Consider the following 17,864-nt stretch of genomic DNA (forward strand, 5'->3'; position numbering starts at 1 on the left):
CTGGTGTTTCAGTCGCTCCGCCGAGGCGCCCCGCTCAGCGACGGAAACGTCCTGCGCCGCCACTTGCGCCCCGCAGCCATCAAGCTCGGGCTCGATCCGAAGAAGGCCACTTGGCGTTCACTACGAACATCCTGCGCCACGTGGATGGTCGAGGCTGGAGCAAACCCGAAGGATGTACAAGGACAGATGCGACACGCGCGCATCTCTACCACCATGGACGTCTACGCGCAGTATGTTCCCGACAGTCAGCGGCGGGCCATTGAGCGCACGATGGCGATGGTGGAAACGCGACAAGCTCAGTTGCAGCAAGTTCACAGCAGAAGAGTCAACTGAATTGGAACGATTTGGAACGGAAAATGCCTGAAGCGAGCGCGCTAAGTGGTTGAAAATATGGTGGAGCTAGTCGGGATCGAACCGACGACCTCATCGTTGCGAACGATGCGCTCTCCCAGCTGAGCTATAGCCCCCCTTGAGGTACTTCGATTTTAACAGTGACTGTGCTGCGCAGGAAGGGTGTTTGCGTGATGTGTAGCGCGTCATTTCGGGGAGATCACCAAAATCAGCCCTACACCTGCAAAAACATGCGCTTCCCCACCACCTGCGGGCGGCGGTTCTGTTATACCAGTGCGCGTTCGCGAGCTTCGGCGGGTAGATACTCGGTGATGTATCCAGCAATGGCACTGGCTGCTACCGTGTAGGGGCTCGCGAGATACATCTGTCCCGGTCCGCTGCGGCCGGGGAAGTTGCGGTTTTGCGCGCTGATAACGATCTGATCGGGACGAGTCGACACTCCCGGACCGGCATTGATGCAGGCGCCACAGCTCGGCTCGATCATTTTAGCTCCGGCCTGGCGGAAGATGTCGAGATAGCCCTTGCGCAAGCAGTACTCGCGCGTTTCCTGCGAGCCGAACTGGATGTAGAACTGGACCGACGGCGAGACGCGCTTACCCTGACGCAGGGCATCACTTAGAACGGCGGCGTACATGTCCATGTCTTCGTTCTTGCCGGCGGTGCAGGTGCCGCCGTAGGCGATCTCGATGGGAACGGGCGTGTGCAGCTCGCGCACGTACTTGCCGTTGCCGGGATCTCCGGGCGTAGCGACCATGGGATAGATCTCAGAGGCGTCCATCTCGATTACATGCGCGTACTGTGCTCCAGGATCGCTGTAGAGCTCGCCGAGCAGTTTTTCGGCTTTCCCAGGATTTATGCCGCGGCGCTCCACGAGAAACTCCACGACTTTTTTGTCAGGAGCGACGATACCGGTGAAGCCCCCGATTTCGGCGGCCATATTGCACATCGTGGCGCGCTCATCCACTCCGAGCTCTTCGATGGCCTCACCGGAGTATTCCATCACTTTGGCAAGAGCTTTGCCGCTGCGGATGTAATCCATCGCGAGCAGCTTGAGGATGTAATCCTTGGCGGTGACGTTCGTGCGGCGCTTGCCACGAACGATCACCTTCACCGATTCGGGAACCTTCACGCGGACGTCTTTCGTGATCCAGGAGTTGAAGACGTCGGTAGTCCCGATTCCGAACGCGACACATCCGACTGCTCCCACGTGCGGAGTGTGCGAATCTGAGCCGACGTTTAGCTGTCCGGGCAGAGCATAGCTCTCGGCCATAACGGAATGGCAGATGCCTTCGGAACCTTTGCGGTCCTTCAACTCGCCGTGCAGCTTTATGCCCTGCGATTGCGCGAAGGCCTCCTGCTTCATCTTGAGCTGCGTGGCCAAGTCAAGCAGGCCCATCTTCTTCTTTTCTTCCGACAAGACCTCGTCGAGAAACGTGAGGTGGTCGCGGAAGAACATGATGCTCTCGCGATCGTTTACGGGCGCGTCCTTGCCGACGAAGTGCTCGTAGAAGATCGCCGCCATAGGCGTTACGTACTCATGGCTGAAGCGCAAGTCGGTGCGCGCGAATCCGGAGTCGCCGGGCTTCACTGCCGGGACTCCCACTTTGCCATCGGGAGCGATCATGTGGCGCGCGAAAATCTTTTCTGTGACCGTCATAGGGTGAAGCTTAGGGTCGATTCCCGGAATGGAAACCTTGCCCTGCATCCGCGCGACGTTGAACGGGAAGAGTCCACCGTATTCGATCACCTGGCGCGTAATCTCGTCTTCTCCGCGCGTGAAGACCTCGAGTGGAATCTCTTCGCCACGGCGGATGCAATCGATGAGGCTGAAGTCGGTTGACGTGAGTACGCCGAGGTTCTGGCAGTTTTGTTTGTAGATGCGTTCGATGTTTTCGGCGATCACCAGCTTGATTCCCGCCGACAGCTCCGCATATGGCGACTGTTCGCGGCTTGATCCTTTGCCGCGCCTCTTCCCGCTCACGGCTGCGACGAATCCGCCGCGCTTTACGTCTCCGCGCTTAATCGGCAGATCGCTGCCGCACTTCAGACCGGTGTAGGGAAACTCGCCCAGGGTTTCATCGAAGAAGAAGCAGATGTGCGCTGGCGTGATCTCATCCGTGGAGATGTCGTCGCGCAGCTTGGGATTGTTTGCCGGATTTTTCGTGTCCCACGGCAGGTCTTCTCCCGCGAGTTGGCGACGGATGACCTCGGGATCTTCAGTGAGAAAGAGGATGCGTCCGGTGAGCTTGACCGACGCAGGACGCTTGCGAACTTCACTCGTGAGGAGAGGCCTGGGCACAAGTAAATTTTAGCTGACTGGAGACGGCAACAGAACCGCCGGCGGGCGGCCGCGTGTGTTGCGGCTGCGCTTACTTTCACAGTGCAACGATCATTGTGAGCCCGGAGCTGCCATTCGGCATCTCCGGCCCACCGCCTACCGGCGCCGGTTCAGTCTATTCCTGCCGGAGCGCATGTGCCGGATCGATCAACGCCGATTGCCGTGCGGGCAAATAGCAGGCGAGCAATCCAAGTGCAATAAGCAGCAGTGGTGCGCCAATCAGCACGACAGGATTCGAGCTGCTGGTGCTATTCACCTGGCCCGCTGTGGACGACATCGCCGAAAGCGCTCGCTCCGCGGCCAAAGCCAACATTATTCCCCAAATGGAGCCCAAGATGAGCAGAAAAGATCCTTCGCCGATCACCAGCCGCAGCACATCTCGTTTCTGCGCTCCCATCGCCAGTCGGACCGCAAGTTCCTGGCGACGCTGCGACACGGAATACGCGCTCATTCCCGCAAGGCCGACGCAGGCGAGCAGCAGGCCAAAGATTCCAATCGCGCCGTACGTCCACGCAGCCATCTTCAACGGCGACATGAATTGCTCGATGTGTTCATTCATCGACATTACGTTGAAGGGCGTCACATTCGCGCTGAGCCTGGTGATTTCGTTCTGCACTGCGTCGGTGGGATTCGCCCCCGGCGTTCCGCGAACGATCAGCGTGACTCCATCAAGCGAAGGTCGCTGAAATGTCGAGCCATTCAGCGGAAAATAGACGGCAGGCCGCGGCTTTTGCACGACGAGGCCCTCGGCGACATCGCCCGCGACTCCAACTACCTGATACCCCTGCACGTCTCCGGTCCCGACTTGAGCACGATAGTCGAAGGATCCCGGTAAGATTTTCGGCGGGGTGAGGGCATCGTTCGCAATTTCAACCCGTCGGCCAATCGGATTTTCTCCCGGCCACAGCTTCTGGACCAACGCCTGGCTCACAATGACCGCTTTTGTATCGCTGGTTTCATCGCTGCGAAGGAATGCACGACCTAGCTGAATTGGAACTCCCGTGGTTTCGAAGTAATCCTTGCCGACAACGTGACTCGCAACCGCATCCGCAATCTCGGAATGCCCGAAGCGGTCGGTGGGTGCGGACAAGCTTACAAAGCGGCTGGGTAGCGATACGGGAATCGATTCCGTGAGCGTTGCAGCCGCAACTGTCGGTAGCGCTTGCAGTCGTTCGAGAAGCTTTTCAAGAAAATCGCCGACCTTCTCCGACGGATATCCGTCGCGCACCGGGTCCATCGAGAGCAGGTAAAGATTACGAGCGTCGAAGCCGGCTCTCACTCCCATTGTGGTCTGGATACCGATGGACATGAGCGCCAGCACTATGAGAACCGTGAGCGATCCCGCGACCTGCGAAACCATCAGCAGATTGCGTAATCCAATGCGGCGGAATTTTGTGAACCTTACGTCGCGGCCATCTTTCAATGCTTCGGCAATGTGCGGCCCGGTTGCGTGCAGCGCCGGCGCCAATCCGAAGAAGAATCCGGTCATCAGCGTCAAAGCCATGCTGAAGAAAAGGACGTGAGCATCCGGCGTGAGGTCGTAACTGACAGGCATCGGCAGTGGCAGGCGAAGCTGTGAGAGCAAATGCATGAGCCATGCGGACGCAAGCAGCCCGAGCACGCCCGCTGCAGCGGCAATGATCATGTTCTCCGTCACCAGCTGGCGGACGAGGCGCGCGCGGCTTGCGCCGAGGCTTAGCCTGACCGCGATCTCCCGGCGCCGTTCAGTGGCGCGAGCCAGCATCATGTTGGCGACGTTCGCGCAAGCGATCAGCACCACTAGTCCAGCCATCAGCAGAAGGAATGAAGTAAAGAACGGACGGTCTTGCTTGCGCAGCGGCAAAAGCTTGCCACCATCCACCAGGAACACACGTCGGCCTCTTCGTTTACTCTGCTTTTCGCCATTGTCCTGTTCAAGCTGCTGGGTGATCGCATCGAGCGCCGCTTCGGCACGGCTGGCGGTGACGCCCGGCTGTAATCGCCCAACGACACGGAAGAGTGCTACATCCCGCCGAGTCAGCGCGCCGTCGGAAAGTTCAGGGGCAATCGCCTCACCGGCGAACATGGGCAGCCAGATGTCGGCTGCAAAAAGAGCGGGAGAAGCACCGAAAAAATTCTCTGGAGCAACACCAATCACGGTCGCGGGATGACCGTTCAGCGTAAGAGCCTTGCCGACCACCTGCGGATCAGAGCCGAGGTTATCTGTCCAAAACCGGTAGCTCACGACGACGTTTGGAGCACGATCAGTTTGTTCTTCGTCGGCGCTGAAGAATCGTCCCAACACAGGAACGACTTCATAAGTTTCGAAATACGAAGGCGTAACCAGTTGGCCGAAGGTGCGCTCGCTGCGAGCGCCGAGCACGACCGCGAACGACACTGGTGCTACATACGCGGCAGTGGAAGAAAATAAGTCCTTTCGATCGCGGTAGCTTTCGAAATTGGGATAAGAGGTGGGCGCAAGCAACGCAACCAACTGCTCGGGATGAGGCACTTCGGGCAGATTGCGCAGCACAATGCCATTCATCTCGCTGATCGCGCAGGTTGCGATGCAAATGCCGAGTGTTAGAGAAATCAAGGCGACTGCTGTAAAGCCAGGCGACTTGGCCAGCGTACGCAAGCCGAAGCGAAGGTCCTGCCGAATCTCTGCCGCGTACTCGGCTGGGATACGACAAGCGATATCCCACAGCAAACGAATCACTCCCACTACGCCGTATTCCTCGGCGGCAAATTGGATGGCACCGTCGCCCGCCTGCAGCAGTTCCTCTCCATACAGGTTCTTGAACTCGCGTGGGAAGGCGCTCGCCAACGAGCGATAAAGGCGCGAAGTGAAAGCGAGCTTGCGCTTGGAAGAAATATTCATGGCAGCTACGCCTCCGCAAGCCTGCGTTTCGCACGTATGACCTTGACCAGGTCCTCCAGTCGTTCGGTTTCGGCGGCAAGCACCCGCTTTCCCAATTTGGTAAGTCGGTAATATCGCCTGCGAGAATCATCTAGTACAGGATCAGGCCGTTCGCTTGATTCCTCCAACAGTCCTTCGTCGATCAGCCGCTTCAATGTGCCATAGAGTGTGGCTGGCCAGAGCCGCACCTTGCCGTCGGTGCGCTCCAGGACTTCCTGCATGATTCCGTAACCATGCTGCTCCTGGTTCGCCAGCGAGAGCATCACGTGAAACCAGTGTGGTTTGAGAGGGAGAAAATCGTCGGGCGAGACAGACTTAGTCACAACCACAATATATATTACTTAATATATATTGTGGTCAAGAGCACCTACAGCGCGCTAGTCCGTAACCGCGATCCACACGGGATTGGTTCCGATCGTGTATGGCGATCCTGCAGCTGCAGTGAGAGAACCGCTGCCGGAGATGGCGAAATCGGTGATGTCGTTCGAATCTCGATCGGCTACGTAGAGGTGATCGCCGTTGTGGTTCACAATGACGAAAGTTGGCGCTGTTCCTGCGCCGAATGGCGAGCCCGAGACGGCGGTGAGCGCTCCGCCGGAGCCGATGGCAAATGCCGAGACATTGTTCGAGCCTTGATTGGCGACGTAGAGGAACTTGCCATCTGGACGCATGGCCAGGCTCACAGGAGTGGTGCCGGTGGCGAATGATCCACTGATTGCCGTCAGAGATGTCCCGGACACGGTGAAGCCAAAAACGGCATTGCTCGTTTGATCGGCAACGTAGACGAAGTGATTGCCGGGATCGACGGTCACGAACGCCGGCGAAGTGCCGACAGCCATGGGTGCCTGTCCTGCTGCTAGCGTCCCATCCGATTTGATCGAGAACGACGCCACACCTTGCGTGGGACTGACAACATACAAAGCATCTCCTTTGCCCGACATCGCCATCGACACAGGACCAGAAACGGTTGAAAAAGGCGATCCCGAAATGGGAGTAAGCACACCGGTAGTCTGGTCGATGGAATAGGCGGAGATACTGCTGGAGCCTTGATTCAACACGTAAACGTGCTGGCTGGAAGGATCGATTGCGATCGCGACCGGGTTCGTTTGCGTCGCGACAGCTCCCGCCGCAGCTGTAAGTCCGCCTTTGCTCTTGTCAAAGGTATATGCAAGGATGCCGTTACCGCCGGAGCTGAGCACGTAGGCAAAGTTCCGTGCAGGCGTTACCGCGATCGCGGTGGGGATGCTGCCGGTCGCGAAAGGCGATCCGGAGATGCTGCTGAGGCCTGCCGACGACTGCTCCTCAAAACCAAAGATGGTCTCCGCATTGCTACCCAGGGCATAAACAAAATGACGATGGGAGCTGCCGCAGGCCGACAGCAGAACTGACAATCCCAATACAAAGAAAGCTGATAGAAGTCTTACGCGCACTTGCTCCCACTCCAGAACGATTGGCTTTGAATTCAAGAATATGTGTCACTACCAGTGTAAGACGTTAAGGAATGTAAGCAGCGGGGGATTAGCTTGCGCTGTAGCCGCGCGGACTCGACTGCGGCACGTTTGATTGCGGAACGCGGGCAGACGTTCCCAAAAACTTCATTGCCACAAATGTCGCTACCACGATCAGGAAGGTAACTCCGAGCGAGATCCAAAGATACTGTCCGGGATGCCGCATGTAACGCATAATCCGCCGACCGTAGTGAGCTGCGACAATCGTGAGCAACGTATAGCGGGTTGCGCGACCGAAGAATACCGCTGCGAAGAACTTGCGCAGCTTGTATTGAAAAGCTCCTGCAGCGAGCAGAAACACCGCCGTGGGCCACGGCGGCGGCGCAACAGTAGAAACGAATACCGCGCCAAATCCCCAGCGCTCGAGCGCATACTCCACCTGGTGCGAGCGACGCTCGCCGAACTTGCGTTCCATCCATCCGCGTCCAGTACGCGCTCCGAGCTTGTACGTAATGTAGGCGCCAATCATTGCGCCGAGCGTCGCCATACTGGCGTAGTACAGCCAGAGATCGGGGTGCCGGGCAGATAGAAACGCGGTGAGGATATCGACACTGCCAAAGGTTGGAATGAGTGAGCTGTCGAGAATCGCCAGCGGCACGAGCCCCAGCCCACCCCAGTGGGAGAACAGGCGCAGGATCGCAGGACTCTGCGTGCGGCGGTGCTGCTGCTGAATCGCAGCGCCCAGCGCTCGATGCGTCGCAATCGACTTGGCAACCTTCCAAAACATCTGGCTTTTAGATGCAGCTTAATGCTGCCATCGATCTTTGCGTAGCTTAAAGCTTGTAAACGAGTGGCAATGGAGGTTCGGCAGCAGAGGGGAAGGAAACGGCACAAAAAGAGCGCCCATCCCTGCGGCTGCAGAGATGGGCTTGCTGTTTTCAGTTGGTCTCAGCTCGATTAGAAACCGCGTCCGAACTTCGGGTGGAAGGTCACACCGAAGGAGAGGCGAATATTGTTCTGGGTTGCGCTTCCGAAGCGCGTGACCAGATAGTCAGCCTGGAAAAGGCGAATCGACATCGACTGAGATGCTCTCCAGTCATAGCCACCGCCGAACGCCATCGCGAATGCGTTGTCCGCAACCGACACGTTGGTGCCCAGGATGTTTGCGCTCACGCTATCATGGGCGAAGCCCATAAGCCCGTGAACGAACAACGCACCCTTGTCGTTCGCTTTCTTGAACTCGGGACCGAACAAGTAGGTGTAGATGTGCTGGTTGGCTCCGCTCTGGCTCTTGTAGGTGCCGTCCACGTCAGCGGATATGCCGAATACCGGGTTCAGGCGAAACGTTGCCATGCTCTCCCAGCCGTTCTGGTTGATAGCATCGGCACCCTGGCCCGGGTTAAAGCGGACAAATGAATATCCGCCGAATACGTCCATCTTGTCCGACGACTTCTGCGCGAAGAGCGAGAAGCTGGCGGCCAATACGAAGAAACTCGCAAACAGTACTTTCCTCATGAAACTCATTCCTCCCGTCGCGAACAAAATGCGTTCGCTTTTGGAACTGGATTTCCTGGGGCTGTTAGCGTCAAAGATACTGGGAAGGCATAGCCGAGTAATAGATTTCTATAGACAGTAACGTTACCCAGTCCTTATGTAACGTTTACTAATTGATTAATTGGTCCGTTTTGGAACAAATCGTGATTGGGGCGAATCAGGCTCCGCTGAAAATTACAGACCAACAGCATGGGGCGATCCTGCTGCCTGTCCACGTTTGAGGCTGGTGCTCGACCGCTTTGGAGCTCAGCAGCCGCGGTCTTCCCCTCATCATCAAGCCTTCAGCACCGTTCTGAATCTTCGTCCCGCATTCATGCTCCGTGTTCCCAAAATGACATTTGCTCCCGCGATTTACGTCCCGTAACGAATCTTTGACACAGCGAAAGCGTCGATATGCCAGCGCGGATTGTGATGCGCTCAGGAGAAAGTAGTAATGAAGAAAATGTTGTCTCTGCTGTTTATTGCGGGCACTCTGTGCGCGGCGAATTTGGTGAATGCTCAGACAGTTTTGAAGGTGACGGTGCCGTTCGATTTCGTTGTCGGCAAAAACACACTGCAGGCTGCGAGTTATAACATTCAAAGGCCATCTTCGAACGACAGCACCGGCATTGCGTTTGTGGCTGATGGCTCGTTAGTACTAAGCCGAGCGAGCGCAATCGATTCGACAGTCAATGGAGCACGCCTGGAGTTTGTGAAGATCGGCAACCAGTACTTCCTAACCGATGTGGTGACTCCGACTGGAACTCTGCATTTTCCGCTCTCACGTAAGCGTGTACAAGTGATGGTGAATGCAAACCACACGTCCGTTGAGGGCGTTGTAGCGGAGCAATCAGGTCGCTGACCGATCGGGACGAGTGGTGTTACGTCGTCGAGAAACGGAGAACGATCGAGCGCTGAACCGCGGGATGACGCAAGATTATGCCGCGAATTTGGCGCTCATTCTATTGCGACGGTGCAAGGCACAACTAAAGTCGTGACTGTTCAAAACAATTCCACGAGGTTTGCTTCGCAGCGCGAAAACGTGCGCTCTACAGAAACAAGAGCCGGGGAGTACCGGCTGCTCAGAAGGCAACATACGGGCCGTTCCCGGCGGGAGTAGCTTGCCCTTCAATCGCGGTAAGCACCGTCTTCCCAAAAAAGAACGGGAGTCCAAAGTCAAAGCTGTTGGAGTTTTCTCCCCCCACATCGTTGAATGCCGAGAAATTATTTTGGAATAGTGTGCTGGCGTTCGCGACGTTAAACGTGATGGTGCGAGCCGAACCCACAGGCGTCCCATTTGCAGTCTCGCCTAAGACGTTCACGGAAATCTGCTGTGTAGTTCCTGGACAATAGAAGCCCATGAGCGCGTTCGGCCCTGATTGCGGACAGTCAGGAATATTCAACCCAAATTGGTTGCTCAAGGTAGCCGAGTCAAGGAAGAAGAAGCCGTTCGAACCGCTATCGATGAAGCTCGATCCGTGACCACTGCCGGTTCCGTTGAAATCGTTGTACAAGGTGCCCATGAACTGAGCGGCAAAGTTTCCCGTGCCGGGATCCACCGGAAGCACGGTTGCACTCCCCAATCCATTGTTGGACTGAGTCCCGATGCCAAACGTTAGGGTTCCGGTTGCGGTCGTTTGTCCCGTATCGGGCACAGATGGCAGCGTCATCATGACCCCGTTGTTATCGGTAGGAAACATCCATACTGGGTTTTGCACCTGTGCAGTCAGACTTTCTGAAGTAGGCGTGCAGTTGGTTCCGTCACAGCTGTAGTAAGCTCCGGAAGGAGCTCCGGTTGAGCACCCCGGCCCGCAGTCCTGGCGAAATACTCCGATTCCGAGAAGCGCTTTGGCTCCCAAACTTTGAATATCGAAGAGCTGGCCACCGGTCTGGCCAGAGCTGCAGCTTGTGGGTGTTGTCTGGAAGTCCTGCTCCAGGATGTGAATCGGAACGCTCTTCGCAACTTCGCCGGCGATCTGAATATCGGCACTCTCGACAGGTCCCCAGCCATACGTGAGATCGCCAAATTGAACGCACTCAGCGATTGCGTTGTTGCCGGAAGTCTGCTGTGGAAGGGACAAAGTTAAGGCCGGGGAAACGATTCGCAGTCCTTCCGATCCGGTATCTACTTCCACGTGATCGATGATCTGACAGGTTGGGGTTCCCGGAACGCAGACTGTAACGCTTATGAATGGCACATCTTCATCGGCGAATCCAGCATTCAGCAACTCAGCTGGTCCGAAATCGACTACCAGCTGGGTCGAATTATTGCTGGATTGCGTGCCAGTTGATCCGTCGCCTCCAGAGCTGAATCCTCCTCCGGATGAAGACGAACTTCCTCCGCTTCCGCATGCCGCGAGAAGAAAGGCGAATGAGAATAGCGCAGCAAATCGAAGAACGCGAAATGTGTTTTTCACTTAATGTCCTCGAGGCGTACGTCGGCTGGTACCATTGCGGGAATGTAGGCTCTTCCAGTCAGAGCGCGCATATGCCCGCCCGATTGAATCACTAAATTTTGGGTTCGAATTGTTACTGGCCCATGCATGCGGTGCGTTGGCCTGGCGGCTGTAAATTCTGAGTAGTAGCTTCCAAGCATTTGTTGCAAATCGGGACGGCTGGGACCCTGCCAGGAGATGCCGAATACTTTGCCGTCAGGCGACACGAACTCGCGCACGACTGTGGTCGACTCGCTTTGCATCTCGTGCACTGTGTAGGCGGCGTTTTGAATCACTCGGCGCTGCGCGCGCATGTGCGCCTGATCCGCCTGAATTGAAGTGACATCACCTCCAAGCGCAGCGAAAGCGGAGTACGAGAATGCAGAAACAATTAAGCAGAGAAGGAAGGGGCGGGGAGACAGCACACGCATTCATGCCTCACGAAAGACACACCTGTGTCTCTATTGGTTGAACTGGGTAAACACAGAAAGGATGCCTAAGTTGCGGGCTTCCGCGTAGCTATCGAAAGGACATGGCCATTGAGAAGTAAGGCGCGCGCAGTAATCTCGCGACTGCACAGCCGTTGGCGAATTACGCCAATTCTAATTCGATCTGCTTTGATTCGGCGTCGAGTCTGCTTATACGAAAGCTGCGCACCTGACCTGGGACGAGCCCGCTTTTGCCCGTGGAACCAGCTGCGCTTCCGGATTTCCAGCGAGCACTCAGCATCGAACTGAGGGCCGACAAATCGAGAGTTCCTGGAGACGCGTGTTCCTGAGACTCTGCTCCAGGTTGCGTGATCCTGCAGGTCCCACGTACGCCTTCTCCAAGCTCCACTTGGGCAGTGTCGCCAGAGATGCTGATCACGCGACCGCTCACAACATCCCCTTGTTTTCGATCGCCAATGTACTCCTCGAGGCTGCTGGGGACCATCTGCTTCATGCTCAGTCGAAGTTGGCGCTTTTCTTTATCGACTGAGAGCACTTGTGCTTTTGCGCGCTGTCCCACTTTGAAAACGTCACGTGGATGATTGATGTGCTTTTCTGCACTGATCTCGCTGACATGAATCATTCCCTCGATTCCTTCCGCCACTTCGATGAACGCGCCAAAGTTTGTCATTCGCGTGACCGGGCCTTCGACAACCGTGCCGGAGGAGAATTTTCGCTCTGCGTCCTTCCATGGATCACCGAGGGCCTGCTTCAATCCAAGAGACATCCTGCGCTCCGCTGGATTGATGCCGAGCACGATGACCTCAACGGTTTCGCCGGCCTTCAGCAAATCGCTTGCCTTCCGTACACGCTTCACCCACGACATTTCGGAAACGTGAATGAGGCCTTCGATTCCTGGTTCCACTTCTATGAACGCACCGAACTCTAAAACACGGGTGATGACGCCGCGTACACGATCACCAATCTTGTACTTCCCCGCGCCTGCTTCCCACGGATGTGGCTGGAGTTGGCGAAGGCTGAGCGCGATTCGTCGCTTGTCCGATTCGATCTTGATGACCTTCGCTTCGATCTCCTGACCAACGCTGAGCGCATCTTCAGGCTTGCTGATTCGTGCCCATGAGATCTCACCTACGTGCAGGAGCCCGTCCACTCCGCCGAGGTCGATGAACGCTCCGTAATCGGTGAGACTGCGCACGACTCCGCGGATGACATTTCCTTCTTTCAGTTCCGAGTAGCGCCGCTCTTTCTGCGAACGCTCCTCTTCTTCAGCGATGACCCGGCGATCCACGACAACATCCTCATCGGCAACATCGAGTTTCGTGATCCGGCAGCGAATCTCCTGGTCGATCAGTTTTTCCATCTCTACAGCATCGCGAGTGCCGGTACGCGAAGCCGGCATGAAAGCGCGCACCCCAAGGTCGATACTCAGGCCACCCTTCACTACTCCAGTCACGGTTCCTACGATTGTGGCCTTCTCTTCAAAGGCTTTCTGCAGCGAATCCCAATCTGTCGGCCGCGAAATCTTGAAACGGGAAAGCTGATAGTAGCCCTCGGGATCGCGTCCTTTGATCGCGACCAGAATCTTCTCGCCCGTTTTGGGAACCTGACCGGAAAGCTGAACTTCGGCCAACGGCAGAATGCCTTCGGTCTTGAAACCAATATCCACGTAGACCGAGTCGGTCGAGATCGCGATAACAGTCCCTTCGATCTGATTGCCCGCCGACTGTGGACGCGATCTGCCTGGCTGGTATTGAGAGAGAAGTCCGCTGAAAGATTCGGTGGTTTCGGAGCTCGGCACTTCGGGAGTATCTGGATTGGGAGTCACTGCTAGTCTCGTGAGGTAGAGTCTTCATCAACGATAACATCGGATCGACACCTGCAAAGGAGACTGTGATTGCTGGGTTTCCGCAACGCTCGCTTTTACCGGCTTGCCACGATTTTGACGCTGCACTTCCCTCAGGCCTGCGCCGAATCCCGGGCCTCAGAACCAAACTGTGCGTTATTGAACAGAACCCTTCGGCAATGAACAAAAGGAGCGCTTGACTCCCCGGGGAACGTGAGGCTAGGTTCCTGAAATCCATTACTTGCAAATCGCCCTGACCGGGAATCAAACCTGCACGGGTATCGATAACATTCCTTATCAGATTCCCGATAGACGATTGTCGAAACCCATTGAAGCAAACGTCGAACCAGTGACCAACTCGGCGATGGAGATGCAGCCATGACACTCAACCCAGGCGTGATGTTCCAGGACCTGAAGTTTGCAGCGCGTTCGTTGATGCGCGTGAAGGGCCTCTCAATTACGGTCATCCTCACGCTGGCTCTCGGTATTGGCGCCAACGCTGCCATTTTCACACTGGTTCGAGGAGTGCTCCTCAAACCGCTGGTGAATCGCGGCGAAGACCGGCTGATTTACATCCGCCAGAGTGCGCGCGGACTCGACACTGAAAACGCGAATTTCTCCGTGCCGGAGATCCAGGACCTGAAGGATCGAGTCAAGACAGTCGGCGAGTTTGGCGACTTCTCTACCATGGGCTTCACCATGATCGGATTGGGCGAGCCTCGGGTCGTACGCGGAGGAGTGGTTAGCGGCTCGTATTTCGATGTTGTCGGCTTGAAACCTGAGCTTGGCCGCTTGCTCGACGCGCACGACGATGGCCCCAACGCCGCCGGCGCCATTGTGCTGACTCATCGCTTCTGGACGACCGCATTGAAAAGCGATCCAACCGTAATTGGCAAGACCGTCCGGCTCGATTCGATCGGCACCCGTTCTGCAACCATCGTCGGGGTGCTCGAACCTTCTGTGCCTTATCCCACCGAGACCGAGATCATCAGCAATATCGTTACCAGTCCTCATCACCTGTCGGCCACGATGGTGACGGGACGCGTCCACCGCATGACCGAGCTCTTTGGACGCCTCGCACCCGGCGCCACGCTCGATCAAGCTCGCGCCGAACTGACGAGTGTGCACAACGCCGTCATGAAGGAGTACCCAAAAGATTATCCGGCGAAAGCAAATTTCGCGATCGAAGCAAGAATGCTGCGCGACCAGATCACTTCGAATGCGCGCACGGTGCTGCTGGTGCTGCTTATCTCGTCCGCACTGGTTTTTGTCATCGCATGTTCAAATGTCGCCAACCTGATTTTGGCTCGCACCGTGCGCCGCGAAGGCGAACTCGCGATTCGCGCTGCACTGGGCGCCAGCAACCGGGCGCTGCGTTGGACGCTGCTGTGTGAAAGTCTTCTTCTGTGCCTAGCCGGAGCCACGCTTGGAGTCTTGAGCGCCAGACCAATGGTCGCCATTCTTGCCCGCTATGCTTCGAAGTTCTCCGTACGTGCGCTCGATCTAAACGTGGACTCGAGCATGCTGTGGGTGAGCGCAGGATTGGCTCTCATCGCGGCTGTGGTTCTGGCATTCGTACCTCGTCTGCCAAAGGCGAATACCTCGCAGGGAATTGGCCTTGCCAGCGGTGGGCTGCGGATCACCGGCAATACCACCAAGCGGCTGCGCGCTTTTGCCATCACGCAAATCGCTGCGTCGTTCATTCTGCTCGCCGGCGCGAGCATGTTGCTGAAGACACTGCTCTCACTCCGAACGGCGCAGTCTGGATTCGATACTCAGAACGTGCTCGCCATCAATGTTCCCGCAGTTTCCTATGGCAAGACGCCGGAGCAGGTCGTCGACTTTTATCAGGAGGCAATGCGACAAATCAGGCAGCTCCCTGGTGTAGATAATGCTGCTTTCGGCCTTATCGTTCCCTGGCGCGACGCCGGTTCGTTCGGCACCGGGTTCCTATTCGAGGCTGAAGGGCACGTCCAACCCGCGGGGGAAGAACCTCGCGCTCAGCTCCGGACCATCTCGCCTGGATTCTTCTCAACTCTGCGGGTTCCTATCCTCGCGGGGCGCGACTTCAATGACCTGGACCGAAAAGATACAGACAGCGTTGTGATCATCAGCCAAACCCTTGCCCAGCGCATATTCCCAAATCAGGACCCACTGAATCGCCATATCATGTGGACGGATCCCGTAATGAAATTCATCGGCATCAAGCCGACGCCGCGACGGATTGTTGGCGTTGCCGCGGATATTGACGACGAACACATGATCCCCGAGCCAACCCTGACTGTTTATTCTCCGTTCCAGGAGGGACTCCTGCTCGGCGGGCGCGTCTTCATTCACACCCACACCGATCCCTATGCGCTGGTGACTCCGGTCACACGAATCATCCGCACCTTATCTGCAGATGAACCAGTCGAACACGCTGCCACACTCGACGATGTCCGCGCCGAGGTGCTGACTCCAGAACGCCTGAATACTTTCGTATTTGGCGGATTCGCTGCGGTTGCGCTGACGATTGCGATCGTCGGAGTCGCGGGAGTCTTGGCGTTTTCAGTGAGCGGACGGATTCGGGAATTTGGCATCCGGTTGGCGCTCGGATCCCAACCTCGTGATCTATTGGTGGGCGTGATCACTGAGGGAGCGATCATTGCCTCAATTGGAGTAGTAGCCGGAGCAGTCCTAGGCGAGGTGCTAAGCCGCGTGGCGGGAACGTATCTTTTTAATCTTCAGAAGCCAAGCGTCCTGCCTCTGATTGCTGCTGCGTTTGTGCTGCTTGCGGCAGCGGTAATCGCATCGCTAGTTCCGGCAGCGCGGGCTGCGAGAGTCGACGTTATGCAGGCGCTCCGAACGGAGTGATAGCCTGGAGTCACACGTCTTCTTTTATGCTTTTATATGCGCTGTCCTAATTCGGAAAATTGTTAGACCCAGCCGGCGTCGATGATGTAGCTCTGGTTCGTGATTGCTGAACTATCGTCGGCAGCGAGGAAAAGCACAAGTCGCGCCACTTCTTCAGGCAAAATCATTCTCTTCAGAGCCTGCTGCGAGAGTACTTCTCCTTTGTAGGCTTCTGTCAGCCAGAGTCTTTGCTGTCGTTCGGTAAGCACAGCTCCGGGCATGATCGAATTCACTCGTATGTTGCTTGACCCAAGCTCGTGAGCAAGCGTGCGAGTCATTCCGATAATGCCGGCCTTCGCTGTTACATACACCGCCTGATTGACGGACGGAATGACCCAGCCGATCGAACTCATGTTGATAATCGAGCCGCGCTGCGCCTGTTGCATGCAAGGGATGACTGCCTGTGTCATAAAGAACTGATGCTTCAGGTTGACAGCAATGGTGTAATCCCAGAACTCCGGCGTCACCTCTGAAATTTTGTGGCGGGTGTCATTGCCGGCATTGTTGACGAGCACGTCCACTGTCCCAAAACGCTCCAACACTCTTTTCACATTATCTTGTACCGCGGCGATATCGGTGAGATCACAGGAGTAGTAGGCGGGAGGATTCCGTGACAATGACAATCGGGCCATGAGGGCAGCTGCGGCTTCGTCCTGCACGTCGAAAAAGCAGACCCGCGCTCCTTGCACAGCGAATTCATCCACAATGGCCTCCCCAATGCCACTCGCGCCCCCTGTGACTAGAACGACTCTGTCTCGCAGGCTTGGATAGGTTGCGAACATCCCCTCGTTCTGCATGCTGGGCTCTCCTCGAATGTTCAGAACAAATCAGTTGTATATACTCCATTTCCATTGCAAGCCACCTAAGCTGAAACGCCGCGCATGGAGGAACATGAACCAAATTGATCTCAAGCACCGTTGCGCGGTAGTCACCGGGGCTGCGCAAGGAATTGGCTTCGCGATCTCCAGGCGCCTTCTGGCATCCGGTGCCGCCGTTTCGTTGTGGGACCGAGATGCGGAACGTCTTTCAGATGCTGGCAAAGAGCTTCAAACTGCGGGTCGGATTTCATCCGAAATCGCCGACGTGTCGGATGCTTCCAGTGTCGCCGCCGCGACTGCATCGACTATCTCGCGCTTCGGAAGAATCGATATTCTCGTCGCCAACGCAGGCATCGCGGGAAGCAACCATAAGACGTGGGAGTATCCCATCGATGCCTGGAAAAAGATTATGGAGGTCAACCTCAACGGCGTCTTCTTCTGCTGCCATGCGGTAATTCCGCACATGCTCCGCCATGGATATGGGCGAATCGTGACCGTGGCTTCAATCGCCGGAAAGGAAGGCAATCCCAATGCATCTGCATACAGCGCATCGAAAGCCGGTGTGATAGCGCTGACGAAATCTCTTGGCAAAGAGACGGCGGACAAGAATATTGCTGTTAACTGCATTACACCGGCGGCGGCAAAGACGAGCATCTTTAATCAGATGGCTCCGGAACACATCAATTTCATGCTAGCTCGCATTCCTCGTGGACGCTTTCTTGAAGTCGATGAGATTGCCGCCATGGTCGCATGGCTTGTCTCTGAGGAGAATTCTTTTACTACCGGCGCAGTCTTCGATCTAAGCGGCGGCCGCGCAACATACTGAAAGGTGCAAGTGAGTTGCCTGACGTGAGGAGG

14 protein-coding genes and 1 tRNA gene are annotated in these 17,864 nt (G+C 56.4%); 4 read left to right on the forward strand and 11 right to left on the reverse strand.

All coding sequences use genetic code 11. The annotated features are described in order from the left end of the window. Positions 1–333: tyrosine-type recombinase/integrase (locus VFU50_12045; protein ID HEU5233585.1), on the forward strand; the 333-nt coding region annotated here is incomplete at its 5' end. A 58-nt stretch (positions 334–391) separates the two neighbouring features. Here the strand turns inward: VFU50_12045 and VFU50_12050 are convergent. The 7 genes from VFU50_12050 to VFU50_12080 form a co-directional block, all read right to left on the reverse strand. After that, positions 392–467 (reverse strand) — tRNA-Ala (locus VFU50_12050). 149 nt (positions 468–616) lie between these two features. Continuing rightward, positions 617–2,650, reverse strand: coding sequence for an aconitase family protein (locus VFU50_12055; protein HEU5233586.1), 2,034 nt, complete (start codon positions 2,648–2,650; stop codon positions 617–619). A 154-nt stretch (positions 2,651–2,804) separates the two neighbouring features. Further along, a complete protein-coding gene (locus VFU50_12060; protein ID HEU5233587.1) occupies positions 2,805–5,549 on the reverse strand; it encodes an ABC transporter permease in 2,745 nt (914 codons plus the stop codon). A 5-nt stretch (positions 5,550–5,554) separates the two neighbouring features. Beyond that, the gene (locus VFU50_12065) at positions 5,555–5,911 is read right to left on the reverse strand and encodes a helix-turn-helix transcriptional regulator (protein HEU5233588.1); all 357 of its coding nucleotides are present in this window, start codon (positions 5,909–5,911) and stop codon (positions 5,555–5,557) included. A gap of 54 nt (positions 5,912–5,965) precedes the next feature. Further along, a complete protein-coding gene (locus VFU50_12070; protein HEU5233589.1) occupies positions 5,966–7,054 on the reverse strand; it encodes a beta-propeller fold lactonase family protein in 1,089 nt (362 codons plus the stop codon). Positions 7,055–7,106: 52 nt separating this feature from the next. Then, entirely contained in the window at positions 7,107–7,823 is a 717-nt protein-coding gene (locus VFU50_12075; protein HEU5233590.1) for a VTT domain-containing protein, read from the reverse strand. A 170-nt stretch (positions 7,824–7,993) separates the two neighbouring features. Further along, complete coding sequence (locus tag VFU50_12080; GenBank protein HEU5233591.1) at positions 7,994–8,551, reverse strand: hypothetical protein; 558 nt, start codon at positions 8,549–8,551, stop codon at positions 7,994–7,996. 472 nt (positions 8,552–9,023) lie between these two features. Between VFU50_12080 and VFU50_12085 the strand changes: the two genes are divergently transcribed. Further along, complete coding sequence (locus tag VFU50_12085; GenBank protein HEU5233592.1) at positions 9,024–9,431, forward strand: hypothetical protein; 408 nt, start codon at positions 9,024–9,026, stop codon at positions 9,429–9,431. A gap of 220 nt (positions 9,432–9,651) precedes the next feature. On the opposite strand, the gene VFU50_12090 is transcribed toward VFU50_12085, so the two are convergent. The 3 genes from VFU50_12090 to VFU50_12100 form a co-directional block, all read right to left on the reverse strand. Continuing rightward, positions 9,652–10,986, reverse strand: a complete 1,335-nt coding sequence (locus VFU50_12090; GenBank protein ID HEU5233593.1) for a DUF3443 family protein — start codon at positions 10,984–10,986, stop codon at positions 9,652–9,654. Continuing rightward, positions 10,983–11,435, reverse strand: a complete 453-nt coding sequence (locus VFU50_12095; GenBank protein HEU5233594.1) for a DUF2844 domain-containing protein — start codon at positions 11,433–11,435, stop codon at positions 10,983–10,985. Before VFU50_12095 ends, VFU50_12090 begins: the two co-directional genes overlap by 4 nt. 160 nt (positions 11,436–11,595) lie before the next feature. Continuing rightward, positions 11,596–13,278, reverse strand: a complete 1,683-nt coding sequence (locus tag VFU50_12100) for a 30S ribosomal protein S1 (GenBank protein HEU5233595.1) — start codon at positions 13,276–13,278, stop codon at positions 11,596–11,598. Between the two features lie 396 nt (positions 13,279–13,674). Here VFU50_12100 and VFU50_12105 point away from each other — a divergent pair, with 396 nt between their 5' ends. Further along, the gene (locus VFU50_12105) at positions 13,675–16,149 is read left to right on the forward strand and encodes an ADOP family duplicated permease (GenBank protein ID HEU5233596.1); all 2,475 of its coding nucleotides are present in this window, start codon (positions 13,675–13,677) and stop codon (positions 16,147–16,149) included. A 62-nt stretch (positions 16,150–16,211) separates the two neighbouring features. Here the strand turns inward: VFU50_12105 and VFU50_12110 are convergent, their stop codons facing one another. Next, a complete protein-coding gene (locus tag VFU50_12110) occupies positions 16,212–16,985 on the reverse strand; it encodes an SDR family NAD(P)-dependent oxidoreductase (protein ID HEU5233597.1) in 774 nt (257 codons plus the stop codon). A 94-nt stretch (positions 16,986–17,079) separates the two neighbouring features. Between VFU50_12110 and VFU50_12115 the strand changes: the two genes are divergently transcribed. Beyond that, positions 17,080–17,832: an SDR family NAD(P)-dependent oxidoreductase gene (locus VFU50_12115; protein HEU5233598.1), complete on the forward strand. Its 753-nt coding sequence runs from the start codon at positions 17,080–17,082 to the stop codon at positions 17,830–17,832. Positions 17,833–17,864: the final 32 nt, after the last annotated feature.

The sequence above is a fragment of the Terriglobales bacterium genome, from assembly GCA_035764005.1.
In the GTDB taxonomy this organism is placed as follows: Bacteria; Acidobacteriota; Terriglobia; order Terriglobales; family Acidobacteriaceae; genus Gp1-AA112.